This window comes from Streptomyces lasiicapitis (assembly GCF_014646335.1).
GTDB lineage: Bacteria > Actinomycetota > Actinomycetes > Streptomycetales > Streptomycetaceae > Streptomyces > Streptomyces lasiicapitis.
On record NZ_BMNG01000003.1, the window covers coordinates 44,580 to 70,256 of the forward strand.

Sequence of the window (25,677 nt, forward strand, 5' to 3'; positions counted from 1 at the left end):
GCACAGGTGCGCGCCCGCCTCCTGCCGCTCCTCATCGTCCTGATGGCCGGCGTGCTGCTCGCCCTGGGCTTCCCGCTCGCGGTCAGCGTGGCGTCGGCGCAGCAGCAGAAGGTGGTCGTCGACCGCATCGACGACACGGCGCGCTTCGCCGCGCTCGCGCAGTTCGTCACCCAGCGCCCCAGCGGCTCCCGCGTGCGCGAGAAGGACGAGCGGCGCGAGACCCTTCAGAAGGAACTCGACTACTACCACGAGGTGTACGGCATCAAGGCGGGCGTCTTCTTCCGCGACCGCTTCCCCATGGCGCACGCCCCCAGCGACTGGTTCCTGACCCCCGGCAGCGGCGACGTGAGCGACGCCTTCGAAGCCTTCGAAGAGGCCCTGCGCTCCCGCGGCAGCCACAACCCGCCCCAGGTGTGGCCCTGGAACGAGGGCGGGCGGATCGTCGTCGCCTCACCGGTGATCCGTGACGGCGACGTCGTGGCGGTCGTCGTCACCGACTCGCCGACCGGGCGCATGCGCGCGAAGACGCTGCACGGCTGGCTGCTCATCGGCGCGGGCGAGTCGGCCGCGATGCTCCTCGCCGTCGGCGCCGCGCTGCGCCTCACCGGCTGGGTCCTGCGCCCGGTGCGGGTCCTGGACGCCACCACCCACGACATCGCCACCGGACGCCTCGCCTCCCGCGTCGCGGCCGCCGGCGGACCCCCGGAACTCAGGCGCCTGGCCCGGTCGTTCAACGAGATGGCCGACAACGTCGAAGACGTCCTCGAGCAGCAGCGCGCCTTCGTCGCCGACGCCTCGCACCAACTGCGCAATCCGCTGTCCGCCCTGCTGCTCCGCATCGAGCTCCTGGCCCTCGAACTGCCCGAGGACAACGAGGAGATCGCCTCGGTGCGCACCGAAGGCAAGCGCCTCGCGCAGGTCCTCGACGACCTGCTCGACCTGGCGCTCGCGGAACACGCGGCGGCGGATCTGCGGCTCACCGACATCGGTGAGCTGGCGGCCGAGCGCGTCGCCGCCTGGCGCCCGCTCGCCGCCGAGCGGGGCGTGCGGCTGGCCGGGCAGTGCCCGGCGACGACGGGCTGGGCCGACCCGATCGCCCTGTCCAGCGCCCTGGACGCGGTGATCGACAACGCCTTGAAGTTCACACCGGAGGGAGAGGAAGTGCGGGTGCGGGTCGCCGCCGCCGACTCGACCACCACGGTCGTCGTCACCGACGGCGGCCCCGGACTCACGGACGACGAGCTGTCCCGCGTCGGCGACCGCTTCTGGCGCAGCAACCGCCACCAGAACGTCAAGGGATCCGGCCTCGGCCTGTCGATCTCACGCGCGCTGCTCGCGGCGGGCGGCGGCACGATGGCGTACGAGCGCCATGAACCGCACGGCCTGAAGGTGACGGTGGGCATCCCGCGGCAGGCGCCCGTGGGTCAGGGCTTGACCGAGCGGTAGGTCAGAGCTTGACCGGGGGGTGGGTCAGGGCTTGACCGAGCGGTAGTAGCGCCGCGCGCCCTCGTGCAGGGCCAGCGGGTCGGTGTACAGGGCGGTGCGCAGGTCCACGAGCTGGGCCGCGTGCACGCGCAGGCCGATGTGGTCCCGGCTGTCGATCACCGTCCGGGTCAGGCCCTCGGTGAGCTCCGGGTCGGCGCGGTCGGTGGTCACCAGGAGGTTCGCCACGGCCAGCGTCGGGACGGCCGCGTTCTGCTGGGCCCGCGGGTAGGCGTCGGCCGGCATGACGGCCGCGCGGTAGTAGCGGGACGCGCCGCCCAGCTTGTGCAGCGCGTCGACGAGGTCGCCGAGCGGTACGAGGCGGATGGCGAGGCCCTCGGACAGCTCGCGCACGGAGGTCGTGGGCAGCCCGCCCGACCAGAAGAACGCGTCGATCTCGCCACGCCGCAGCAGTTCCGGCGCGGTGTCTATGCCCGAGGGCAGCGCCGTCACGTCCTTGTCCAGGCGCAGCCCGGCGGCCTTGAGCACCCGGTCCGCGATCAGCCGCACGCCCGAGCGCGGCTGCCCCACGGCGACGCGCTTGCCGCGTAGGTCCCGCGCCTCATGGATCCCGGACGAGCGCCGCACGACGAGCTGCACATAGTCGTCGTAGAGCCGCGCGCAGCCCCGCAGCCGGTCCGCGCCCGGCCGGCCGTCGAGGCGGTACTTCTCCACGGCGTCGGCCGCCGCGATGGTGAAGTCGGCCTTCCCTGTGGCCACCCGCTCGACGTTCTGCTGCGACCCCTGGCTGTTGATCAGCTCGATGTCGAGGTCCGGCATGTCCTTGGCCGCGGCGTTGCGCAGCAGCTTGCCGTATGTCTCGTAGACGGCGCCCTTCACACCCGTACTGAAGGTCATCCGTCCCTCCGGCGAACTCCCGCCCACCGGCAGCAGCCACCACAGGAGCAGCCCGCACACCACGAAGGCGGCGGCCGAGCCCTGCAGGGCCCGGCGCCGGCTGAGGTGGGGCAGGGCCGCGAACATGGGCGCGATCCTGCCACCTCGCGCAGCGTGCTGGCCAGGGTCGGCCCCCGGGCCCGGGCGGCCGTCAGGTCCCGCAGGCGTGGTCGGCGAGGACCTCGCGGATCACATGGCGCGCGTTGGCGGCGAGCACCGGGTTCGTCACCGCGTAGTACGGGAGCTGGATGAGGGCCATCGAAAGCGCCCAGCCGCGCCCGCGTGCCCAGGTCGCGTCGTCGGCCCCGAGCGCGGCGCGGAACGACTCGCGTACGTCGGCGGGGAGCAGGTTCCACGCGACGATCAGGTCGCAGGCCGGGTCGCCCACGCCTGCGGTGCCGAAGTCGATCACCGCGCTGAGGCGGCCGTCGCGGACGAGGAGGTTGCCCGGCATGAGGTCGGAGTGGACCCAGACGGGCGGGCCGTCCCAGGCGGGGGCGCGGAGGGCCGCGTCCCAGGCTGCGGTGGCGGCGTCGCAGTCGACGTCGAGATCCACGGCGTCCGCCGGCATCGAGCGCAGGTCGGCGATCGCCGCCCGCGTCTCGTCGTCGTCCGCCGCCAGCGGACCCCCGCGGTAGGCGGCCGGCCCGCCCGTGGCGTCGGCGCGGCGCAGCGCCGTGACGAAGGCGGCCAGGTCCTCGGCCAGCGCCCGGGGCGCGGTGACGGCGCCGGCGACCGGGTTCTCGCCGTCCAGCCAGCGGTGGACGGACCACGCCCAGGGATACCCCTGGCCGGGCTCACCGCGGCCGAGCACGCTCGGCACGGCCACCGGGACCCGCGGCGCCAGCCAGGGCAGCCAGCGGCTCTCCATGGCCACGTCCTCGGCGCCGCCGGCGGTGCGGGGGAGCCGTACGGTCATGTCGTCGCCGAGCCGGAACACTGAGTTCACCGTCCCGGACGAGGCGAACGGCTCGACGGGCAGGTGGCTCCACCGCGGGAACTGGGCGGCGATCAGTTCGCGCACGAGCGGCACGTCGATGTCCGGCTCACCCTCGTGCAGCTTGCCGCAGGTGAGGGACTCGTTCGAAGTCTGCATGCGGGCATTGTTGGTGTGTGCACGGGCCGGGCGAAAGCGAATTCCGCGCGGGCCCGCCGCGGTGTCCTCGCGGTGTCCTGGTGTCCTTGGGCGCGCGTCCGGCCCGCCGCCCGCGGCTCAGCGCTTGCGCGCCACCCCGCCGAACATCGCCACCTCGTCCGGCTCGCCGTCGCCCGCCTCTTCCGGACGCCACCGCGAGCAGGACACCACGCCGGGCTCAAGGAGTTCGAGGCCGTCGAAGAACCGGGCCACCTTCTCGGGGGTGCGCTGCGTCAGCTTCGGGGTGCCGTGCTCGTTCCAGAAGGCGACCGCCGCGTCCACGTCGGGCATCTTCGGACTGGTGACGGTGTGCGAGAGCACCAGGTGGCTCCCGGAGGGCAGCGCGTCCATGAGACGGCGTACGAGACCGAGGGCCTCCTGGTCGTCCTCGATGAAAATGACCACCCCCAGGAGCATCAACGCGACCGGACGGTTGAAGTCCAGCGTCTGGGAGGCGTGTTCGAGGACGGACTCGACGTCACGCATGTCGGCGTCCAGGTAGTCCGTCTGCCCCTCGGGGGAACTGGTGAGGAGGGCCCGCGCGTGGGTGAGGACCAACGGATCGTTGTCTACGTAGACGACGCGTGACTCCGGAGCGATGCGCTGGGCCACCTCGTGGGTGTTGTCGGCGGTCGGCAGCCCGGTGCCGATGTCGAGGAACTGGCGTACGCCGCGGTCCGCCACCAGATGCCGCACCGCGCGGCCGAGGAACAGTCGGTCCGCGCGCGCGTAGTCGCCGATTCCCGGGTGCAGCCCGCGGATGGCGTCGCCCGCCTCACGGTCGACCGCGTAGTTGTCCTTGCCGCCCAGCCAGTAGTTCCAGATGCGGGCCGTGTGCGGCTGCGCGGTGTTGATCCGGCTCCGTACGGCGTCGGCCGCGTCCTGCGGGGAGGGCTCCTGCGGGGCCTGCGGCTCCTGCGGGGAAGGGCTCGCGGTCACGTGATCGCCTCCTGGCGCGACGTGTTGGCTTGTGACGGTGGTGGCGTGACGCGTGAGGCCGGTGAGATGCCGACGGGCGGCTGCTGGAGCGCCGTCAGACGGCCGTCGGTGTGCCGACGGGCCACGTGTGTGCCAACAGGCAATCTAGTCCCGGAACTTGCGCGCCGCGCACACGACTGCGCGGGAAAGCGCGGATCGTCCGCCAGTTGCCGGGCAGTTGCCGGGCAGGTGCCGGTGGGGTGCCCTCCGGCCGTGCGCCAGTCGTCCGCGAGGAAACCCGTGAACGCCCGCAAGGAGGGGCGGCGTTCAGCGGATGCGCCGGGTCCTGTGGGCCTGGACGCTGATCCGTACGTCCGCCTCCAGGGCGCGCGGCGCCGCGGCCGCGCGGGCCTCCACGACGGCCTGCTCGGCCAGTTGACGCAGTGCGCCCCGCGGGGAGCCGTCGGGGGTCAGGACGAGGGTGATGCGGGCCCGCAGCCGCCGTGGACGGCCGAGGAGGCGCACGTGGGCGCGGGCCACGCCGTCGACCGCCCGCACGCGTTCGGCGATCGCCGCGGCCAACGCAGAGCCCGCGAGGGTGACGCCGGGCCTGCCCAGGGTGAGCACGCGAAGTCGACCCGCGCGGATCTCCAGGACGGCCAGGGCCAGGAGCAGCAGCAGGACGACGGCCAGGGCCGCGATCACGACGGGCGGCCACCAGCCGTGGTCGCGCCAGCGGCCGAGCGTGTCCTCGTCCAGCCACACGCGGTCGGCCCCCAGACGCGGCCAGCCGGAGGGCAGCCGGTCGCGCACGGGGTCCGTCGTCGTGGCGAGCGCGGCGCCCGCGCACAGCAGGACCGCCGCGGCGCAGAACAGCGTCGCGCGGTTGACGCCCTGACGGAGTGCGCTCATCAGGGAGTGCTCCTCGGTGGCGATTCCTGGGGCTGTGACGGGGCTTCGGTCTCCGCGGGGCGCGCGGCGGCCTCGGTCTCTCCGCGCGGAGGCGTCGGTGCGCGCCACGAAGGCTCCGTACGCAGCCGGATGCGCAGGCGTGGCGGCCTGGTGAGCCCGAACTCCGCCACCGTCGCCTCGACCGCCTCGCGGACCTCCTGGCGGGCCGTGACGGGGTCGCCGAACTCCAGCCCCACGCGCACCCGCGCCCGGCGGCGGCCGACGCGCACGCCGACCCGCCGGACACCGGGGACCTCCGCCACGGCGTCCCGCAACAGGGCGGCGGCCGTGCCGCGTTCGAGGACCGCGCGCACGCCGGGCAGCGGCGGGGCCATCGGCAGGCGGCGCCGCTGCCCCGGTGCGACCGCCAGGACCAGCAGCCACACGCCGAGGGCGAACACCGCGGCCGCCACCGCGAGGTTCAGCGCCGAACCGCCGTCCGGGCCGTGCGTGGCCAGCCAGTCCAGGAGCCGAACCCGCCACCGCGCGGGAGGCTCCTCCGCAGCGTGCACCGCCACGACGTCGAACAGCAGCACTCCGGAGGCGACGGCCGCGGCCAGGGCCAACACGGCCACGGGCAGGCGCCGTTCGGACCACGGCCGACGCCCGCCGTGCGAAACCGCCGCCTCCGTAGATGCCGCTTTGCCGCCCGAGCCGTGCCCCTCCGTAGAGAGCCGCTCCGTAGAGAGCCCCTGTGTCGAGAGTTCCTGGAGGGCCAGCTCGCGCACGTGGACCCGGGCCGGGTCCACGGAGAGCCCGGTCAGCCGGGCGGTGCGTTCGGTGACGTGCGACCGCACGCTCTCGCCGGTGTCGTCCAGGACGCCCGGGTAGGGCACGGTCACCGTGACACCCACCCGGGCCCGGCGACCGCGCACGGCCGCCGAGCCCCGGCCGACCCTGACCTCGCCCGTACCCAGCGCCTCCGTAGCGGCACGTTCCGCGATACGGCGCACCGCGCGGTCCGCGATGGTGGTCGCGCCGCGTTCCCCGGCGGGGGTGTTCATCGCCGCTCCCGGTCACGGCCGTCACGGGCGACGCGGTCCGCACGGCCGGAAAGGAACTCGCGGATGCCGATGCCGTCGTCCATGAGGCGTCCCAGTACGAAGCCGACCGCGCCGAGCGCGGCGACCAGCAGGAAGGCGCCGAAGCCGCCGAACCATCCGGCGAATCCCAGTGCCATGCCCGCCAACAGGCCCACCAAGGCTTTGTTCACCACTCACCTCACACCGCAGAAGAGACCCGCAGAAGGGACATCTCGCGAAGGACAGCCGCGGGAAGACATGGGGGGCTTACTCCACGCGCGTCTCGGCGGTGGTGTCCCGGTCGTCGTCGGGCAGGTGCACGTCGTTGATGGCGACGTTGACCTCGACGACCTCCAGGCCCGTGATGCGCTCCACGGCCGTGATGACGTTCTCGCGCACGTCGTGGGCGACGTCCGTGATGGGCACGCCGTACTCGACGACGATGTCGAGGTCGATCGCCGTCTGCCGCTCGCCGACCTCGACCTTCACGCCCCGGCCTACGTTCGGGCGCCCGCCGGGGACGCGGTCGCGGACGGCGCCGATGGTGCGGGAGAGGCCCCCGCCCATGTCGTGCACACCGGGGATCTCGCGCGCCGCCATACCGGCGATCTTGACGACCACGACGTCCGCGATCGAGGTCTTGCCGCGCGTGGCCGGAGGCTCGCTGGGGCCGGTGCGGCCCGTGACGGTGGTGGCTCCCTCCGCGCTGTGCGAGCCGCCGACGAGGCCCTTCTCGGTATCGCTGGACGTGGCCGACTTCGAAGTGAGCTCCTGTGCCGCCATATCGGCATCTCCTAGTCGTCTCGGTCGAGTTGATGCGCTGTGTGTGCCGTACGTTTCGCGCCCTTCACTCCCACTGACACAGATGCCCAGGATCCGTTACGCGCCTCCCGGGAATTTCTTCCGATGGCCGGTACCGTGCGTGCGCCGCGTAACGCGGGCGGCTTGTCGTGTGTCGTAGGAGCACGACCGAAGCGAGAGGAGCCGCGTGTGCCCGGGGATCGGGGCAGAGCGCCGGAGGAGACGGATGCGCCGTTGCCGCACGAGGACGCCTTGCTGGTGGTGCGCGCGGCCGAGGGCGACGACGAGGCCTTCGAGGCGCTCGTGCACCGCCACGCGCCCGTTCTGCTGCGCCTCGCCACGCGGCTGCTCGGCAGCCCCACAGAGGCCGAGGACGCCGTCCAGGAGGCCTTCGTGAGCGCCTGGCGCAAGCTGCCGGAGTTCCGCGGGGACGCCCGGTTCGGCACCTGGATGCACAGGATCGTCACCAACCGGTGCCTCAACGTGCTGCGTTCGCGGCCCCCGGTGACCGCTCTGGACAGCGTTCCGGAGCCGCAGGCCCCCGAGCACCAGGTGTCCCCGGCGAGGGCGGCGGAGGCGCACGCGGCCGTGCGCGACCTGTCGCGCGCGATAGAGGGGCTCTCACCGGAGCAGCGGGTGTGCTGGGTCCTGCGGGAACTCGACGGCGTGCCCTACGAATCCATTGCCGAGACGGTCGGCATCAGCCAGGAGGCGGTCCGCGGCCGTGTCTTCAGGGCCCGGCGCTATCTGACGGAGGCGATGGCCGGATGGCGATGAACGAAGGCGGGACACCGGGCGGGGCGGCGTTCGGCGACGTGCCCGACGAGGAGACCCTGCCCTGCGGCCGGGAACTCGCACAGGTCTGGGAGCAGGCGGAGACGGGCGAGCCGGACCCGCACACGGCGGACTGCCCGCACTGCGCCGAGGCGCTGCGAGCCTTGCGCACCCTGGAGGGCGTCGTCGCGCGGGCACGCGCGGACGAGCCCCAGGAGAGGCAGTGGGACACCGCCGCGCTCGCGGGCCGCGTCATGGACGTCGTGCGGCTCGAACTCCGGCCGGGGCGCACCCTCGCCCTCGGCGAGCCCGACGAGGACGCCTGGATCGTGGAGGCGGCCGCCGCGCGGACGTTCCGGGCGGCGGTGGACGCCCTGCCGGGGGTCCGCGCGGGCAGCTGCCGCATCGAGACGGCCGTCGTGAACGCGGCCTCCGGGGCTTCCGCTCCGCCCGCGGGGCGACTGCCGCGCGGACCCGCGAGGGTACGTATCGAAGTACAGGTCGGCCTCTCCTGGAACCTGCAACTGGTCGCGGACGAGGTGCGCGGACGCATCGTCGAGGCCGCGGACGGCGAGCTGGGCATGCGGGTCGCGGCGGTCGACGTGGTGGTCGCGGACCTGCTCGACGAAGACGAAGAAGACCGAGAAGACCAAGAAGACCAAGAAGACCAAGAAGACCAAGAAGACCAAGAAGACCAAGAAGACCAAGAAGACCGAGAAGACCGAGAAGCTGAAGAAGCCGATGAAGTCGAAGGGGGGCAGCGATGACGGAACAGCAGACCCCGCGCGCGCTCGCGGACCTGGTCGGCGCCGCCGTCCTCGCCACCCGCGGAGTGGCCTTCCTCCGCCCCGGCCTCGCCGAGCTCCTGCGCTCCTCCGTGGGCCTGGGAGCGGGCCGGGGCACGTCCGGCGCCGCCGGGGCGTCGGGGGTGCGTGTGCAGCGGCGGAAGGGCTCTGCCGGGCTCGACATCGAGGTCTACGTGGTGCTGAGTCGGGGGCACCGCGCCCTGGACGTGACCCGCGCGGTGCGCGCGGCGGTCGTGGACGTCCTGGCGGGCGAGGCGGGAGAAAAGGTTTCCGCGCAGGTCAGGGTCACGGTGACCGGGGTCGTCTAGGCGGGGTGACCGAGGTCGTACAGGGGGTGGGGGCGCACCGCCGCGGCCCCTTTACCCTTGAGGGATGACCATCAGCAGTGTCCGGACCGGAGCAGTGGACGAAGTGGCCGTAACGCGAAGCTACGAGATCCGCACCTATGGGTGCCAGATGAACGTCCACGACTCCGAACGGCTCTCCGGCCTCCTGGAGGACGCCGGTTACGTACGCGCGCCCGAAGGCTCCGACGGCGACGCGGACGTGGTGGTCTTCAACACGTGCGCGGTCCGCGAGAACGCCGACAACCGGCTGTACGGCAACCTGGGCCGCCTCGCCCCCAGGAAGACCCAGCGCCCCGGCATGCAGATCGCCGTCGGTGGCTGCCTGGCCCAGAAGGACCGCGACACCATCGTGAAGAAGGCGCCCTGGGTGGACGTCGTCTTCGGCACGCACAACATCGGCAAGCTGCCGGTCCTCCTGGAGCGCGCCCGCGTACAGGAAGAGGCGCAGGTCGAGATCGCCGAGTCCCTGGAGGCGTTCCCCTCGACCCTGCCCACGCGCCGCGAGAGCGCGTACGCGGCATGGGTGTCGATCTCCGTGGGGTGCAACAACACCTGCACCTTCTGCATCGTGCCCGCCCTGCGCGGCAAGGAGAAGGACCGCAGGACCGGCGACATCCTCGCCGAGATCGAGGCGCTCGTCGGCGAGGGCGTCTCCGAGATCACCCTGCTCGGGCAGAACGTGAACGCGTACGGCTCCGACATCGGCGACCGCGAGGCCTTCAGCAAGCTGCTGCGCGCCTGCGGGCGGATCGAGGGCCTGGAGCGGGTGCGCTTCACCTCGCCGCACCCGCGCGACTTCACGGACGACGTCATCGCCGCGATGGCCGAGACGCCGAACGTGATGCCCCAGCTGCACATGCCGCTGCAGTCCGGCTCGGACCCGGTCCTGAAGGCGATGCGCCGCTCCTACCGCCAGGACCGCTTCCTGGGGATCATCGAGAAGGTCCGCGCCGCCATGCCGGACGCCGCGATCTCCACGGACATCATCGTGGGCTTCCCCGGTGAGACCGAGGAGGACTTCGAGCAGACCATGCACGTGGTCCGTGAGGCCCGCTTCGCCAACGCCTTCACCTTCCAGTACTCCAAGCGCCCCGGGACGCCCGCCGCCGAGATGGACGACCAGATCCCCAAGGAGGTCGTACAGGCGCGCTACGAGCGTCTGGTGGCCCTCCAGGAGGAGATCTCCTGGGCCGAGAACAAGAAGCAGGTCGGCCGCACCCTGGAGCTGATGGTCGCCGAGGGCGAGGGCCGCAAGGACGGCGCCACCCACCGCCTGTCCGGCCGCGCTCCCGACAACCGCCTCGTCCACTTCACCAAGCCCGACACCGAGGTGCGCCCCGGCGACGTCGTGACGGTCGAGATCACGTACGCGGCGCCGCACCACCTGCTCGCCGAGGGCGCCGTGCTCGGCGTGCGGCGCACGGGCGCGGGCGACGCCTGGGAGAAGCGCAACACGGCCGAGACCGCGAAGCCGGCCGGCGTGCTGCTCGGCCTGCCCAAGATCGGCGTACCGGAGCCGCTGCCGGCGGCCACGGGCAGCGGGTGCGGCTGCGACTGAGGCCGCTCGGTGCGGCGTGCGCGGAGTCCCCGCGCACGCCGAAGGCGATGCCTACGTAGACGCGCGTTACGCTGCGGATCATGCTTGTCGCCGCAGCCGTCTGCCCCTGTCCGCCCCTGCTCGTGCCCGAGGTCGCCGCGGGTGCGGCACCGGAAATGGATGCCGCGCGGGCGGCGTGCACGGACGCCATCGGGGTGCTCGCCGCCTCCCGTCCCGACCGCCTCGTCGTCGTGGGCCCCGCCGGGCTGAACGGCCGCGGACCGCACCCCCAGGGGGCACGCGGTTCGTTCCGGGGCTTCGGTGTGGACCTCGACGTACGCCTCGGAGCGGCACCTACCGAAGACACCGGGCAGACATCGGAACGTGAGCTTCCGGTGTCGCTGGCCGTCGCCGGATGGCTGCTCGGGCGTACGGCATGGTCGGCCGCTCCCGTAGAAGGCCTCGGCGTGGGGGAACCACTTGCGGCCGAGCGGTGTATCCAGGTCGGAGGGGAGATCGCTGCGGTGGCGGACCGGGTGGCGCTGCTCGTGATGGGCGACGCCAGTGCCTGCCGCACGCTCAAGGCGCCGGGCTACCTGGACGAGCGGGCGGCCGGGTTCGACGCGGACGTGGCGCGGGCGCTGGGCGCGGCCGACGTGGCCGCGCTCAAGGCGTTGGACGCGGAGCTCGCGCAGGAGCTCAAGGCGGCCGGGCGCGCGCCCTGGCAGGTGCTCGCGGGCGCGGCCGACGGCGCGGGCCTGAGCGGCGAGCTGCTCTTCGACGAGGCGCCGTACGGGGTCGGCTATCTGGTGGCGGCCTGGTCCTAGGCGGGGGCCCCGAGCGCACCTGCGTACGCACACAGGCCGACGGCCGTGAAGCCAGTAGCGCTTCACGGCCGTCCGCCGGTTGTGCAGGTGTGCTCAGGAAGCCGAAGGAGGCGGCGACGGCGGAGAGTTTCCCGGGGGAGTGGCACCGCCACCCGCGCCCTTCCCGCCCTCCGTACCGGCGAGGCGGTCCACGGCGTCCTTCGCCTTGCCCGTCCCCGTCCGGATCTTGTCGCTGTACTTGCCCTTGGTCCTCCTGTCGACCGCCTTGGCGGCCTTGTCCAGGCCCTGGTCGATCCTGCCCCCGTGCTGCCGCGCGAGACCCGCGGCCTTGCCCTTGACGGGGGCGAGCTTGTCCTTCAGCTGGTCCAGGAAGCCCATGGGTCCACCTTCCCTCGCCGGGGAGTCACTTACGGGCGCTCTCACCGGCCTCGTTGTCGGCCGCCTCCTGTGCGGACTGCTGCTTGGGGATCTCGACGTTCTCCGAGCTGTCGGCGTTCTCGGCGCCCTTGGAGGTCTCCGCGCTCTTCGCGGTCTCAGGGGTGTCGGCGGTGTCCGCCTTCTCCGTAGAGGCCGCCTCGGCGGATTCCGCGGCTTTGTTCTCGGCGTTCTCGGCGTCGCTCTTCGCCTCGGACTTGGCCTCGTCCTTCGCCGCGGCCCCGCCCTCCGCCTCGGAGGACTCCTCGGCCGCCTCGGACTCGGCCGTCAAGGTGTCGGCCGACACCTCGGGCGACTCCGTCGCGTCCTCAGACTTCTTCCGGCGGAACCGTGAAAAAACACCCATATCTACTCCATACGTTACTCGTGTGGGCGAAATCCCGCGCCGCCCGGTGCGTCCGATTGCGTCGCACGGGTCACCGATCCTCGAAATCGGCGGCCGGAACCTCGCAACAGGCAACGACCCCGAAGCCGTGCCGTCACGTAGCTCGTTCGGGCACTTGCCGTGCGGTTTGCGAGACTGGGGCGGTGAGAAGTGCAGCTCCCGCCCCGCGGGTCATCGCCGTTGTCGGGCCCACCGCGGCCGGAAAGTCCGATCTGGGCGTTTTCCTCGCCCAGCGTCTCGGCGGCGAAGTCGTCAACGCCGACTCGATGCAGCTCTATCGAGGGATGGACATCGGCACCGCCAAACTGACGCCCGCCGAGCGGGACGGCGTACCGCACCACCTCCTGGACATCTGGGACGTGACGGAGGCGGCGAGCGTCGCCGAGTACCAGAAGCTCGCCCGCGCGGAGATCGACCGGCTCCTGGGGGAGGGCCGCTGGCCGATCCTGGTCGGCGGCTCCGGTCTGTACGTCCGCGGGGCCGTCGACCACCTGGAGTTCCCCGGCACCGACCCCGCCGTACGCGCCCGCCTGGAGGAGGAGCTCGAGCTGCGCGGCCCCGGCGCGCTGCACGCGCGCCTCGCCGCCGCCGACCCCGACGCGGGCCGCGCGATCCTGCCCAGCAACGGCCGCCGGATCGTCCGCGCCCTGGAGGTCATCGAGATCACGGGCAAGCCGTTCACGGCCAATCTCCCCGGTCATGAGTCCGTGTACGACACCGTGCAGATCGGCGTGGACGTGGCCAGGCCGGAGCTGGACCAGCGCATCGCCACGCGCGTGGACCGCATGTGGGAGGCCGGGCTCGTCGACGAGGTGCGCGCGCTGGAGGAGCGCGGGCTGCGGGAGGGGCGCACGGCGTCCCGCGCGCTCGGCTACCAGCAGGTGCTCGCGGCGCTCGCCGGAGAGTGCACCGAGGACGCGGCGCGCGCCGAGACCGTGCGCGCCACCAAGCGCTTCGCCCGCCGTCAGGACTCCTGGTTCCGCCGGGACCCGCGCGTGCACTGGCTGAGCGGCGCCGCCGCCGACCGCGGGGAACTCCCCGGGAGCGCACTGACGTTGGTCGAACGAGCGGTCACAGCCTGATCACGTGATGGCATCGGGACGCTCCGCCGGTCATCCGGGTACCTGACGGCGTGCCATCATCGACCATCGATCGACCAGTGGAGTCCGGAGTGGGAGGGCGCGTGGCGATGGAGGCCGGCCCTCGAAACACCGCACATGAAGGCGAGCACGCCGCACGCGACAGTGCGCGGCTCAGCCCGGACGGACCGGACAGCCCCGGGGTCGCCGCGGGCGGCGTCACGGACGACGGCCCCACCGAGGACGAGCTGGCGACGGAGCCGGAGGTCGAGGTCGAGCTGCGGCCGCAGCGCAGGCTCCGCATCTGGCAGCTCGCGCCGATCGTGATCCTCGCCGCCGTCGGCTCCCTGATGTTCGCCTTCCCGCTTGCCTTCGAGTTCGGCGACGGCGGCGCGGTCGTCGCCATGCTGGGGCTGCTCATCAGCTGCTGCGCCGCCGGCTGGGGCATGATGGCCGCCCGCCGCGTCGGGCACACCTGGCCGGGGCTGCCGGAGCGCGGTTCCGGGCGGCGGCTGGACTGGCGGGTCGTCTCGGCGTACACGCTGATGTTCGCGACGGCCGCGGTGCTCGCCGTCTGGCGCGTGGCCCGCCTCCGCTGACAGCCCTCGCGGAGCCCCTGCCGACGGCCCCCGGCCGACTGTCATAGCCACCCCGTACGATCGAGGAATGAGCACGCGCACGCGGATCGCCTTCCTCAAGGGGCACGGGACCGAGAACGACTTCGTGATCGTCCCCGACGCCGACAACACCATCGAGCTGTCCCCGGCCACCGTCGCCGCCCTGTGCGACCGCCGCGCGGGCATCGGCGGCGACGGCCTGCTGCACGTCGTGCGCTCCGCGGCGCACCCGGAGGCGCGGCACCTGGCCGCCGAGGCCGAGTGGTTCATGGACTACCGCAACGGCGACGGCTCGATCGCCGAGATGTGCGGCAACGGCGTGCGCGTCTTCGCCCGCTACCTCCGTCGCGCCGGGCTCGTCGGCGAGGGCGACCTGGCCGTCGCGACCCGCGGCGGCGTGAAGCGCGCGCACATCGCCAAGTCCGCCACCCCGGACGCCGCCGACGGCGACGTCACGCTGTCCATGGGCAAGGCCGCGCTCCCCGAAGGCGACGTCACCGTCTCCGTGGGCGACCGCCAGTGGCCCGCGTGGAACGTGAACATGGGCAACCCGCACGCGGTCGCCTTCGTGGCCGACCTGGCGCACGCGGGCGACCTCCTGGCGCCGCCCCCCTTCAGCCCGGCCACGGCCTACCCGGACGGTGTGAACGTGGAGTTCGTGGTCGACCGCGGCCCGCGCCACGTCGCCATGCGCGTGCACGAGCGCGGCGCGGGCGAGACCCGCTCGTGCGGCACGGGCGCGTGCGCGGTGGCCGTCGCGGCGGCGCGCAGGGACGGCCTGGACCCGGCCGTGACCGGCACCCCGGTGACGTACACCGTCGACGTCCTCGGCGGCCGCCTCGTGATCACCGAGGCGCCGGACGGCGAGATCGAGATGACGGGCCCCGCGGTGATCGTCGCCGAAGGCGAGATCGACGCGGACTGGCTGGCGACCGCGACCGCGAAAGTCACAGCGACCGCCACAGCGGCAGCGACGGCGGCAGAGGCTGCGGCGGTGACGGCCTGAGTGCCGCGCCCGGCCGCACGGCGCACAGGGGAGTCCGGGCCGCGCGCCCGGCCCCGCTCGCGCGCCCGGGTCGAAACCCCGCTCGCCCCAGTCGAAACGACACTCCACAGAACTGTCGCTCGAATGGGTGATCCGTTTCACGCTCGGCGAGAGCGGGTCAGCGCCACGTGATGGGCTCGATAGCATCAAGCACCGGCCCGGACGGAGCAGGCTGCCGTCCGCCCACCGCCGGTCGGAGCTGCCGGAGGTGCCCATGAGTGCGGAGGCGACGAATCCCGCGACGCCCGGCCCCGCGACGCCCGCAGTCCCGCGAAAGCGCTCCCGCCCCCGCCTCGACCTGCGCCGACTCGGCCGTGCCGCACTGCTCGGACCAGCCGGCCGCGGCCGCCTCCCGGACGCCATCGGCCATGTGGCCGAGGCCCACCGCGGCCACCACCCGGACGCCGACCTGGAGCCGCTGCGCCGCGCCTACGTCCTCGCGGAGTCCTCGCACCGCGGCCAGATGCGCAAGAGCGGTGAGCCGTACATCACACATCCGCTCGCCGTCACCCTGATCCTGGCTCAACTCGGCGCCGAGACAACGACCTTGACCGCGTCCCTGCTCCACGACACCGTCGAGGACACGGATGTGACGCTCGATCAGGTGCGCACGGAGTTCGGCGACGACGTCTGCTACCTGGTCGACGGCGTCACCAAGCTGGAAAAGGTGGACTACGGAGCCGCCGCCGAGCCCGAGACCTTCCGCAAGATGCTGGTCGCCACCGGCAACGACGTACGCGTCATGGCGATCAAACTCGCCGACCGGCTGCACAACATGCGCACCCTCGGCGTGATGCGCCCCGAGAAGCAGGCGCGCATCGCCAAGGTCACCCGCGACGTCCTCATCCCGCTCGCCGAACGGCTCGGCGTGCAGGCCCTGAAGACCGAGCTCGAAGACCTCGTCTTCGCGATCCTCCACCCCCAGGAGTGCGCCGAGGTCAGGGAGCTGATCGCGGCGAAGGCCAAGGCCGGTACGGACCCGCTCGCGGACATCTCCGAAGAGGTGCGCGGCGTGCTGCGCGACGCCGGTATCGCCGCCGAAGTCCTCATCAGGCCACGCCACTTCGTGTCCGTGCACCGGGTGCACCGCAAACGCGGCGACCTGCGCCCCTCCGACTTCGGACGCCTCCTGGTGCTCGTGAACGAGGACGCCGACTGCTACGGAGTGCTCGGCGAGCTGCACACGTGCTTCACGCCGGTCGTCTCGGAGTTCAAGGACTTCATCGCCGTACCGAAGTTCAACCTGTACCAGTCGCTCCACACGGCCGTGGCCCGCCCCGACGGCGAAGTGGCCGAAGTCCTCATCCGCACCCACCAGATGCACCAGGTCGCCGAGGCGGGCGTCATCGCCCTGCGCAACCCCTACGCCCCGCCCCCCGAGGAACAGCCGGTCGACGGCGAGCGCGCCGACCCCACCCGCCCCGGCTGGCTCTCCCGCCTCCTCGACTGGCAGCAGGCCGCCCCCGACCCCGACACCTTCTGGTCGACGCTGCGCGAAGACCTCGCCCAGGACCGCGAGATCGCCGTCTACCGCCCCGACGGCGGCACCCTCGGCCTGCCCGCGGGCGCGAGCTGCGTGGACGCCGCCTACGCGCAGTACGGCGAGGACGCCCACGCCTGCATCGGAGCCCGCGTCAACGGCCGCCTGGCGACGCTCAGCACCGTCCTGCGGGACGGCGACACCGTGCAGCTCCTCATGGGCCAGGACCCGGCGTCCGGGCCCTCGCGCGACTGGCTCGACCACGCCCGCACGCCCGCCGCGCGCATCGCCATCCGCCGCTGGCTCACCACCCACCCGGCGCCCGCGCCCGCGCCGCCCGCCACGGCCGCCCCGGCACCCGCACCCGTGACGGTGCCCGCGACCACGCCGAGGCCGCAGGTCTCCGCGGCCCTGCGCCCGGCCGGGGCCGACGTCGTGGCCGACCGAAAGGGCGCCACCGTGCGGCTCGCGGGCTGCTGCACACCGGTGCCGCCCGACGAGATCACCGGCTTCGCGGTACGCGGCGGCGTCGTGACCGTGCACCGGATCGCGTGTACGGCGGTGGCGCGCATGACGGAAGTGGGGCGCCCGGAGGTCGGCGTGCGCTGGGGGGACACCACCGAGTGCCGGGTCACCCTGGTCGCCGAGTCGTTCGGCCGGGCGCACCTCCTCGCCGACCTCACCGAGGCCATCGCCCTGGAGGGCGCCGCGATCATCTCGGCGACCGTCGAACCACCGACCCAGCAGCGCGTACGCCACACGTACACACTCCAACTCCCCGACGCCGCACACCTCCCCGGCCTGATGCGCGCGATGCGCAACGTCCCGGGGGTGTACGACGTGACCCGCGCACAGCACCGGGCGGCAGCGGCGCCGTAACGGCACTCTTCGTAGACACGCGCTTCGCCACGGAGATACTCGTTCGGGTGGGCCCGGTGGCGTGCCGTCCCGGCGCGGCAGGCACGCGCTGGTAGCGGTAGTTCATGCTCCTCACCCCTCGCTCCAAGGCGTTCCGGCCGAAAACCGTGCGCATCGCGGTCGCCGTCCTCGCCTCCGCCACCTCCGCGGCCCTGCTCGCCGCGAGCGCCCCGCAGCCGGCCGCCCCGCTCGGCATCGGCGACAGGCTCTTCCCGCACCTGGGGAATCCCGGGTACGACGTGACCTCGTACGACATCGCCTTCACCTACCACGGGGACAACACCAAACCCCTGGACGCGGTCACCAGGATCGACGCCCTGGTGACGGCCCCGCTGGAGCGCGTCAACCTCGACTTCACCCACGGCAAGGTCCGCTCCGTCGACGTGAACGGCGCCCGCGCCGACTTCAGCACCGCCGGTGAGGACCTCGTCGTCACGCCCCACGCGCGCGTGCAGCCCGGTGAGCGGCTGCGCATCAGGGTGCGGCACACCAGCGACCCGGTGTCCGGCAAGACGGAGGGCGGCTGGGTGCGCACCGCCGACGGGCTCGCGATGGCCAACCAGGCCGATGTGGCGCACCACGTGTTCCCGTGCAACGACCACCCCGCCGACAAGGCGCAGTTCACCTTCCGCGTCACCGCCCCGAAGGGCCTCACCGCCGTCGCCAACGGCCTGCCGGTCGCCAAGAAGCACCGCGCGGCCACCACCACTTGGGCCTACCGCACCCGGCACCCGATGGCGACCGAGCTCGCCCAGGTGTCCATCGGCCGCTCCACCGTGCTGCACCGCACCGGCCCGTACCGCCTGCCCGTACGCGACGTGGTGCCGACGAAGAACCGCAAGGAACTGGAGCCCTGGCTCAAGAAGACGCCCGGCCAGATCGAGTGGATGGAGGACAAGGTCGGCCGGTATCCGTTCGAGACCTACGGACTGCTCGTCGCCGACGCCCAGACCGGGTTCGAGCTGGAGACGCAGACGCTGTCGCTCTTCGAGAAGGAGCTGTTCACGCGCCCGGAGTTCCCCGAGTGGTACGTCGAATCGATCATGGTGCACGAGCTGGCGCACCAGTGGTTCGGCGACAGCGTGAGCCCGAGCACGTGGTCCGACCTGTGGCTGAACGAAGGGCACGCCACCTGGTACGAGGCGCTGTACGCGGAGGAGAAGGCGCGCCAGCCGCTCGAGAAGCGGATGCGCTACGCCTACCGCCTCTCCGACCGCTGGCGCGCGACGGGCGGGCCGCCGGCCGCGCCCAAGGGGCCCCGGCCGGGGCAGAAGATCAGCATCTTCAGGCCGGTCGTGTACGACGGCAGCGCGCTCGCGCTGTACGCCCTGCGCCAGGAGATCGGCCGCCCCACCTTCGAGGCCGTGGAACGCGCATGGGTCCACACCTACCGTGACGGCAACGCGACCACCGCGGACTTCGTGCGCCTCGCCTCCGACATCTCCGGACGCGACCTGGACACGTTCTTCGACGCCTGGCTGTACGGCAAGAAGACGCCGCCGATGCCGGGGCACCCGGACTGGACCACGACGGCGCCGGACACGAAGACGGCGCCCGCGAAGAAGTAGCGCGGGGCAGCCGCCCGGCCAGCAGTCCGGCAGGCGCCGCAGGGCAGCCGTCCGGTCAGGAAAAGTCAGGTGACGAGACGGGCCGTACCGTGCGACCATCTTCAGGTCGACGGCGCGGCCCGTCCGGGACATCCCCTCGGGGACATCTCAGGGGCGGTTTCGGCTGGTCCGGGGAATCTCCGGGTGGTCGTGAGCGTTGTCGGACATGACGGGCGGCGCTGTGGCACACGCGGTGCGACAGGGCGGCAGACGCTCTCAGGCGCTCTCCGTATCGGATTCCCATCGACGTAAAGGACCCAATGACCTCCTCTTCTTCCCCTTCCCAGGACGCACAGAGCTTCGCGCAGAACTACCCCGAAGGTCTTCGGGCCGATGCCCTGATGGAAGAGGACGTCGCCTGGAGCCACGAGATCGACGGAGAGCGGGACGGCGAACAGCTCGACCGCTCCGAGCGCGCGGCCCTGCGCCGCGTCGCCGGCCTCTCCACCGAGCTCGAGGACGTCACCGAGGTCGAGTACCGACAGCTCCGCCTGGAGCGCGTCGTCCTCGTGGGCGTCTGGACCTCCGGGACGGTTCAGGACTCGGAGAACTCACTCGCCGAGCTGGCCGCACTCGCGGAGACCGCGGGCGCGCACGTGCTCGACGGCGTCATCCAGCGCCGCGACAAGCCGGACCCGGCAACGTACATCGGCTCCGGAAAGGCCCTGGAGCTGCGCGACATCGTGCTCGAGACCGGAGCGGACACCGTCGTGTGCGACGGTGAGCTCAGCCCCGGCCAGCTCATCCACCTCGAAGACGTCGTCAAGGTCAAGGTGGTCGACCGGACCGCCCTGATCCTCGACATCTTCGCCCAGCACGCCAAGTCCCGAGAGGGCAAGGCACAGGTGGCCCTCGCGCAGATGCAGTACATGCTGCCGAGGCTCCGCGGCTGGGGCCAGTCGCTCTCCCGTCAGATGGGTGGCGGCGGCGGTGGCGGCATGGCCACCCGTGGTCCCGGTGAGACCAAGATCGAGACGGACCGGCGACGGATCCGCGAGAAGATGGCGAAGATGCGCCGGGAGATCGCGGAGATGAAGACGGGCCGCGAGATCAAGCGCCAGGAGCGCAAGCGCAACAAGGTGCCTTCGGTCGCCATCGCGGGTTACACCAACGCGGGCAAGTCCTCGCTGCTCAACCGCCTCACGGGCGCGGGCGTGCTGGTGGAGAACTCCCTGTTCGCCACCCTCGACCCGACGGTCCGCAGGGCGGAGACCCCGAGTGGCCGGCTGTACACGCTGGCCGACACGGTCGGCTTCGTCCGGCATCTGCCGCACCACCTCGTGGAGGCCTTCCGCTCCACCATGGAGGAGGTCGGCGAGTCCGACCTGATCCTGCACGTGGTGGACGGTTCGCACCCCGCGCCGGAGGAGCAGCTCGCCGCCGTGCGCGAGGTCATCCGTGACGTCAACGCGACGGACGTACCGGAGATCGTGGTGATCAACAAGGCGGACGCCGCGGACCCGCTGGTCCTCCAGCGCCTGCTGCGCACGCAGAAGCACGCGATCGCCGTGTCCGCCCGTACGGGCATGGGCATCGAGGAGCTGCTCACGCTCATCGACGCCGAACTGCCGCGGCCCGAGGTCGAGATCGAGGCCCTCGTTCCGTACACCCACGGCAATCTCGTGTCCCGCGCGCACGCCGACGGCGAAGTGCTCTCCGAGGAGCACACCGCCGAGGGCACCCTGCTCAAGGCCCGGGTGCACGAGGAACTGGCGGCGGAGCTTGCGCCGTTCGTTCCGGCGGCGCGGTGACGTTCGCACTGGGCGGCAGGCGCTCGCTGGGCGCTTAGACACAAGGCGGAGGCCCCGCCCCCTGCGAGGGGCGGGGCCTCCGACGTACCGGACCGGAGGGGGTGCGGGCCGCGCGGCCCGCACCCCCTCAGTGTTCCGTGAGGATCACTGAGAGCCGTACTTCTCGCTCATCATGTCCAGGATCTGCTTCGCCCCGCTGCCGAGCTGCGGGCCCGCCAGCCAGGTGTTCTGGGCCGGGCCGATCGAGGTGTTGGAGACCAGCTCGGTCTTGTCACCCACGACCCGGAACCAGCCGCCGCCCGACGAACCGCCGGTCATGGTGCAGCCGATGCGGTACATCGTCGGCGTCGCCGGGTCCAGCGTCAGACGGCTCGGCTTGTCGATGCACTTGTGCATGGTCAGGCCGTTGAACGGTGGCGCGGCCGGGTAGCCCCAGGCGCCCATCGAGCTCACGCTCTGCGCCGACGGAGTCGAGAAGTCGACATCCAGCGCGTTGCCGACGGTCTCCTCCAGGGACTTGGTGCCCTCCTGCGGCTTCACGTGCATCACGGCGTAGTCGTACGGAGCGCCCGCGCCGCCCGAAGCGGCACCCTGGTCGATCCACTCGCCGGACGTCGAGACCCAGTCCGCCCACCACTGGCCGTACGGGGCGATCTCCTGCGGCGCCGCGTTGCTCAGCTCCGCCTCGGACTTGCCCAGGTCGTTGTACGAGGGCACGAAGGTGATGTTGCGGTACCAGCCGCCCTCCGCGCCGGCGTGCACGCAGTGGCCCGCGGTCCACACCATGTTGGACTTGCCCGGGTTGTTCGGGTCCTTCACGACCGTGCCGGAGCAGACCATCGACCCCTTGGGGGAGTCGAAGAAGATCTTGCCGACCGGGGCGGCGTTGTCGTGGTACGGCGTCTTCTCGGGCTTGGCCTGGACCGGTGACGGCTCGGGATCGTTCGCGCCCTGATCGGTGGGGGCGTCCTTCGCCGCGATCGTCTTGCTCGGGTCCTTGGCCTTCTTCATCCGCTCGGGCTTCCACAGCCCGTCGATGACCGGGTTGACGAAGTCCTTGGCCTCGCGCAGCCAGTCCTCCTTGTCCCAGTTCTTCCAGGCACCGTCCTTCCACTTGTCAGGATCGATGCCGTGCTCCTTGAGCCGGTCGGTGATGTCGCCCGGCAGGCCGCCGCCCGAGTCGGAACCCTTGTCCGCCTCCTGCGACGCGCCGGAGTCCGCCTTGTCACTGGACTTGTCGTCGCTCGGCCCGCAGGCCGTGGCGGTGAGCGCCAGAGCCGCGGCGAGCCCGGTGGCGGCGAGCGCGGCGCGACGGCCGCGGCTGCGCGCGAAGGGCGCACGAATGGAACGCATGGAGCTGTAACCCCCGTAGGAACGTGTATTTGCCATGTGCGTGTCAGGCGTGGGCGTGGCATCCGCCAACTGGGCCGACGTGACACCCCACTATGCCTGTGGAATCGGGGACGAACGGCGGCGGGATCGTGAAGGTTTCGCCGCCTCGTCCGGCCCACGGGAGGCGAGTTCGCCCGCCCGTGGGCGGTGAGTTCACCCACTCGCGGGCGGTGAGTTCACCCACCGCGGGCGAACTCACCGCACCGCGCGGTCGCCGAACCTGCCTAGCGGCCCGCGTACTTCTTGCTGACCGCCTCGTAGATGCCCTTGGCCTCGTCACCGAGGCGCGGACCTGCGAGCCAGCCCGCCGTGACCGGGCCGATCGACGTGTTGGACACCAGCGCGGGCTTGCCGTCCTGGCCCGCCGCGACCCAGCCGCCACCGGACGAACCGCCGGTCATGGTGCAGCCGATGCGGTACATCGTCGGGTCGGGCTCGCTGATCGAGAGCCGCCCCGGCTTGTCCGCGCACTGGAACTGCTTCTGACCGTCGAACGGCGGCGCCGCCGGGTATCCGGTGGCCGTGATGTCCTTGATGTCCGCGACCTTCGGCGCGTCGAAGTCCACGGGCAGCGCCGCGCCGACCCGCTCCTCCAGGGACTTGCCGTCGCTGCCCTTCTCCGGCGTCACATGGATCACCGCGAAGTCGTACGGAGCGCCCTTGCCGCCCGTCGGGCCGCCCTGCTCGATCCACTGGTCGGACGTCTGCGCCCAGTCGCCCCACCAGACACCGTAGGGAGCGACCTCTTCCTTGGGCGCGCCCTGCAGGTCCGCGGTGTCCTTGCCGCTGTCGTTGTACGACGGGACGAAGGCGATGTTGCGGTACCAGCCGCCCTTGGCGCCCGCGTGCACGCAGTGGCCCGCGGTCCACACCATGTTTGACTTGCCCGGGTTCTTCGGGTCCTTCACGACCGTGGCCGAGCAGACCATCGAGCCCTCGGGGCCGTCGAAGAAGAGCTTGCCGGCCGCGGGGACCTGGTCGTGGTACGGCGTCTTCACACCGGCCGCCTCGACGGGCTCCGGCGTCGGGTCCGTCACGCCCTGGTCGCCGGAGATGTCACCCTCGTCGACGCCCCGGTCCGGGTTCTTGTCCGCGTCCCGCATGCGGTCCGGGTCCCACAGGTCCTCGATGATCGGGTTGACGAAGTCGCCCGCCTCGCGCAGCCAGTCGTCCTTGTCCCAGTTCTTCCAGGCGCCGTCCTTCCACTTGTCCAGGTCGATGCCGTGCTCCTTGAGCCGGTCCTGGATGTCGCCGGGAAGCTGGATCTTGTCGTCGCCGCCGTTGTCGCCGGGCTGCGACGCGGACGAGTCGTCCGCGTTGTCGTCGCCAGGACCACAGGCTGTCGCGGTCAGTACGAGTGCCGCGCCGAGCGCGACGGCGGCCGCCACGGGGGTCCTGCCGCGCGCGCTCCTCCCGCGACGAGAGGTGAAGAGCGGACGTATGGGTCGCATGGTGAGAATCCCCCTGGGCTTCGAAATAGTTCCACATGCCGTACATCGCGGAGCCGTAAGTGCTGATGAACGGCAACCCACACTATGCCGGTGCCGTTCGGGACGGCCCACGAGATGGCAACGGTTCCGTCACGGCAAGGATCTTCCGTTCCGCCCGTGGAACCTCTGCCCCCCAAGGAACCTCCGCCCCTCCCCGAGGAGATCTTCCGTCCACCCGTGATCCCGCGCAGGCGCCGTCGTTGGTACGTACGGGGGACACGCTGTGCGCGTTCAGCCCCCGCGCCAACTCGCCCGCGCGCCCGCCCGGACGCGGTGGGCCCGCACAGTCCCAGCGGGAGGACCAACAGCCGTGTCCGTGACCGAGCCTGCTCCCGCGGTGGTGCCCGCGGCGCACGAAGCCGCCGGGATCCTGCGCCGCCAGTCGGCCCGCGAGTCCGCGGCGCGCACCTACGCGCGCGCCCTGCCGATCGTGCCGGTCCGCGCACGCGGGATGACGATCGAGGGCGCCGACGGACAGCGCTACCTGGACTGTCTGTCCGGCGCGGGCACCCTCGCCCTCGGCCACAACCACCCGGTCGTGCTCGAAGCCATCCGCACCGTCCTCGACTCCGGTGCCCCGCTGCACGTCCTCGACCTGGCCACGCCCGTCAAGGACGCCTTCACCACCGAGCTGTTCCGCACGCTTCCGCCCGCCCTCGCCGACCGCGGCCGCATCCAGTTCTGCGGCCCCGCGGGCACCGACGCGGTGGAGGCGGCGCTGAAACTGGCCCGCACGGCCACCGGGCGCGAGGGCCTGCTCGCCTTCACCGGCGCCTACCACGGCATGACCGCGGGGGCGCTCGAAGCATCCGGTGGCGCACGGGACGTACGCGTGGCGCGGCTGCCCTATCCGCAGGACTACCGCTGCCCCTTCGGCATCGGCGGCGCGCGCGGGGCCGAACTCGCCGCCCGCTGGACCGAGAACGTCCTGGACGACACCAAGTCCGGTGTCCCCGCGCCCGCCGCCATGATCCTCGAACCCGTCCAGGGCGAGGGCGGCGTCCTGCCCGCCCCCGACGCCTGGCTGCGCCGGATGCGCGAGATCACCGCGGCGCGCGGGATTCCCCTCATCGCCGACGAGGTGCAGACGGGCGTCGGCCGGACCGGCGCCTTCTGGGCCGTCGAGCACAGCGGCATCGTCCCCGATGTCCTCGTGCTGTCCAAGGCGATCGGCGGCAGCCTGCCGCTCGCCGTCGTGGTCTACCGCGACGACCTCGACGTCTGGCCTCCGGGCGCCCACGCGGGCACCTTCCGCGGCAACCAACTCGCCATGGCCGCAGGCGCCGCGACCCTCGCGTACGTCCGTGAGAACCGCCTCGCCGAGCGCGCCGCGGACCTCGGCAGCCGCATGCTCGCCGGGCTGCGCTCGCTGGCCGCCGACCACGACTGCGTCGGCGAGGTTCGGGGACTTGGGCTGATGTTGGGTGTCGAGTTGGTGGATGCTGAGGGGAGTCAACTCGCGGGCGGGGGAGGGAAGTCGGGTGGCGTGGCCCAGCAGCTTCCGTACGACCACCAGGTCCCGCACCAGCGCAGCCCGCTTCCCCAGCAGCCGCACCCCCAGCCCCACGACCAGTCGCACCCCCACCCCCACCCCCACCCCCACGACCGGCCAGACCACTCGCCGCACGACCTTCCCGACACCCGCCCGCACCCGGCCGACCCCGACCTGGCCGCCGCCGTACAACGCGAATGCCTCCGCCGCGGACTCATCGTCGAACTCGGCGGACGGCACTCCAGCGTCGTACGTCTCCTGCCTCCCCTCACCATCACGGACGAACAGGCGACCGCGGTCCTCGACCGCCTCGCCGACGCACTCACCGCGGCCGAGCGTTCCCACCGCCGCGCCGCCACCGGCCGACCCCGTCCCGACCACGCATGACCAGCCCCCTTCCCGCCCCCTGACCCCACCGGTCACAGGTCGGCCCCCTCCTCTCGTCCACGTAAGCCGCCGCCCGTCGCCACACGGAGCCCGAACAACCAC

Annotated in this window: 24 protein-coding genes; 13 read left to right on the top strand and 11 right to left on the bottom strand. The window is 72.3% G+C overall.

What is annotated here, in order from left to right:
• The first annotated feature begins 6 nt into the window (after positions 1-6).
• On the top strand, positions 7-1,446 hold the full coding sequence (locus IEY91_RS06110; RefSeq protein WP_189173165.1) for a sensor histidine kinase: 1,440 nt from the start codon (positions 7-9) through the stop codon (positions 1,444-1,446).
• Positions 1,447-1,470: 24 nt separating this feature from the next.
• Here IEY91_RS06110 and IEY91_RS06115 read toward each other — a convergent pair whose 3' ends face one another.
• From IEY91_RS06115 to IEY91_RS06145, 7 genes are all read right to left on the bottom strand, one after another.
• Entirely contained in the window at positions 1,471-2,466 is a 996-nt protein-coding gene (locus IEY91_RS06115) for a TAXI family TRAP transporter solute-binding subunit (RefSeq protein ID WP_164319767.1), read from the bottom strand.
• Between the two features lie 64 nt (positions 2,467-2,530).
• Positions 2,531-3,475, bottom strand: a complete 945-nt coding sequence (locus tag IEY91_RS06120) for an aminoglycoside phosphotransferase family protein (RefSeq protein ID WP_189173166.1) — start codon at positions 3,473-3,475, stop codon at positions 2,531-2,533.
• Between the two features lie 117 nt (positions 3,476-3,592).
• Entirely contained in the window at positions 3,593-4,369 is a 777-nt protein-coding gene (locus IEY91_RS06125) for an SAM-dependent methyltransferase (RefSeq protein ID WP_164328144.1), read from the bottom strand.
• 390 nt (positions 4,370-4,759) lie between these two features.
• Complete coding sequence (locus IEY91_RS06130) at positions 4,760-5,344, bottom strand: hypothetical protein (protein WP_164319763.1); 585 nt, start codon at positions 5,342-5,344, stop codon at positions 4,760-4,762.
• On the bottom strand, positions 5,344-6,387 hold the full coding sequence (locus tag IEY91_RS06135; RefSeq protein ID WP_164319761.1) for a DUF6286 domain-containing Asp23/Gls24 family envelope stress response protein: 1,044 nt from the start codon (positions 6,385-6,387) through the stop codon (positions 5,344-5,346). Before IEY91_RS06135 ends, IEY91_RS06130 begins: the two co-directional genes overlap by 1 nt.
• Positions 6,384-6,596 (bottom strand): hypothetical protein, encoded by a 213-nt coding sequence (locus IEY91_RS06140; RefSeq protein WP_164319759.1) that lies wholly within the window; start codon positions 6,594-6,596, stop codon positions 6,384-6,386. Before IEY91_RS06140 ends, IEY91_RS06135 begins: the two co-directional genes overlap by 4 nt.
• Before the next feature lie 76 nt (positions 6,597-6,672).
• A complete protein-coding gene (locus IEY91_RS06145) occupies positions 6,673-7,188 on the bottom strand; it encodes an Asp23/Gls24 family envelope stress response protein (RefSeq protein ID WP_164319757.1) in 516 nt (171 codons plus the stop codon).
• A gap of 207 nt (positions 7,189-7,395) precedes the next feature.
• Between IEY91_RS06145 and IEY91_RS06150 the strand changes: the two genes are divergently transcribed.
• From IEY91_RS06150 to IEY91_RS06170, 5 genes are all read left to right on the top strand, one after another.
• Positions 7,396-7,983, top strand: coding sequence for an RNA polymerase sigma factor (locus IEY91_RS06150; RefSeq protein WP_373287896.1), 588 nt, complete (start codon positions 7,396-7,398; stop codon positions 7,981-7,983).
• Positions 7,974-8,747, top strand: a complete 774-nt coding sequence (locus tag IEY91_RS06155; protein ID WP_189173167.1) for a hypothetical protein — start codon at positions 7,974-7,976, stop codon at positions 8,745-8,747. Before IEY91_RS06150 ends, IEY91_RS06155 begins: the two co-directional genes overlap by 10 nt.
• Positions 8,744-9,094 (top strand): Asp23/Gls24 family envelope stress response protein, encoded by a 351-nt coding sequence (locus IEY91_RS06160; protein ID WP_164319755.1) that lies wholly within the window; start codon positions 8,744-8,746, stop codon positions 9,092-9,094. Before IEY91_RS06155 ends, IEY91_RS06160 begins: the two co-directional genes overlap by 4 nt.
• A gap of 64 nt (positions 9,095-9,158) precedes the next feature.
• Positions 9,159-10,691 (top strand): tRNA (N6-isopentenyl adenosine(37)-C2)-methylthiotransferase MiaB, encoded by a 1,533-nt coding sequence (miaB, locus tag IEY91_RS06165; protein WP_189173168.1) that lies wholly within the window; start codon positions 9,159-9,161, stop codon positions 10,689-10,691.
• 80 nt (positions 10,692-10,771) lie between these two features.
• Positions 10,772-11,497, top strand: coding sequence for a class III extradiol dioxygenase subunit B-like domain-containing protein (locus tag IEY91_RS06170; protein WP_189173169.1), 726 nt, complete (start codon positions 10,772-10,774; stop codon positions 11,495-11,497).
• A gap of 93 nt (positions 11,498-11,590) precedes the next feature.
• Here IEY91_RS06170 and IEY91_RS06175 read toward each other — a convergent pair whose 3' ends face one another.
• Positions 11,591-11,875: an antitoxin gene (locus IEY91_RS06175; RefSeq protein ID WP_164319751.1), complete on the bottom strand. Its 285-nt coding sequence runs from the start codon at positions 11,873-11,875 to the stop codon at positions 11,591-11,593.
• A gap of 25 nt (positions 11,876-11,900) precedes the next feature.
• Positions 11,901-12,278, bottom strand: coding sequence for a hypothetical protein (locus tag IEY91_RS06180; protein WP_164319749.1), 378 nt, complete (start codon positions 12,276-12,278; stop codon positions 11,901-11,903).
• Between the two features lie 182 nt (positions 12,279-12,460).
• Between IEY91_RS06180 and miaA the strand changes: the two genes are divergently transcribed.
• The 6 genes from miaA to hflX all read left to right on the top strand — a co-directional run bounded on the left by miaA (position 12,461) and on the right by hflX (position 20,814).
• On the top strand, positions 12,461-13,399 hold the full coding sequence (miaA, locus tag IEY91_RS06185; RefSeq protein ID WP_189173170.1) for a tRNA (adenosine(37)-N6)-dimethylallyltransferase MiaA: 939 nt from the start codon (positions 12,461-12,463) through the stop codon (positions 13,397-13,399).
• Between the two features lie 107 nt (positions 13,400-13,506).
• Positions 13,507-13,995, top strand: coding sequence for a hypothetical protein (locus IEY91_RS06190; protein ID WP_189173450.1), 489 nt, complete (start codon positions 13,507-13,509; stop codon positions 13,993-13,995).
• Between the two features lie 67 nt (positions 13,996-14,062).
• Positions 14,063-15,019, top strand: coding sequence for a diaminopimelate epimerase (gene dapF, locus IEY91_RS06195; RefSeq protein WP_229696743.1), 957 nt, complete (start codon positions 14,063-14,065; stop codon positions 15,017-15,019).
• Positions 15,020-15,272: 253 nt separating this feature from the next.
• The gene (locus tag IEY91_RS06200; protein WP_164319742.1) at positions 15,273-17,417 is read left to right on the top strand and encodes a RelA/SpoT family protein; all 2,145 of its coding nucleotides are present in this window, start codon (positions 15,273-15,275) and stop codon (positions 17,415-17,417) included.
• A gap of 104 nt (positions 17,418-17,521) precedes the next feature.
• A complete protein-coding gene (locus IEY91_RS06205; protein ID WP_189173171.1) occupies positions 17,522-19,024 on the top strand; it encodes a M1 family metallopeptidase in 1,503 nt (500 codons plus the stop codon).
• A gap of 299 nt (positions 19,025-19,323) precedes the next feature.
• Complete coding sequence (hflX, locus tag IEY91_RS06210; RefSeq protein ID WP_164319738.1) at positions 19,324-20,814, top strand: GTPase HflX; 1,491 nt, start codon at positions 19,324-19,326, stop codon at positions 20,812-20,814.
• Between the two features lie 144 nt (positions 20,815-20,958).
• Here hflX and IEY91_RS06215 read toward each other — a convergent pair whose 3' ends face one another.
• Positions 20,959-22,167 (bottom strand): trypsin-like serine peptidase, encoded by a 1,209-nt coding sequence (locus tag IEY91_RS06215; RefSeq protein WP_189173172.1) that lies wholly within the window; start codon positions 22,165-22,167, stop codon positions 20,959-20,961.
• Positions 22,168-22,430: 263 nt separating this feature from the next.
• Positions 22,431-23,657, bottom strand: coding sequence for a trypsin-like serine peptidase (locus tag IEY91_RS06220; protein ID WP_189173173.1), 1,227 nt, complete (start codon positions 23,655-23,657; stop codon positions 22,431-22,433).
• A 349-nt stretch (positions 23,658-24,006) separates the two neighbouring features.
• Here IEY91_RS06220 and IEY91_RS06225 point away from each other — a divergent pair, with 349 nt between their 5' ends.
• On the top strand, positions 24,007-25,575 hold the full coding sequence (locus tag IEY91_RS06225) for a diaminobutyrate--2-oxoglutarate transaminase family protein (RefSeq protein WP_229696744.1): 1,569 nt from the start codon (positions 24,007-24,009) through the stop codon (positions 25,573-25,575).
• The last annotated feature ends 102 nt before the right edge of the window (positions 25,576-25,677 follow it).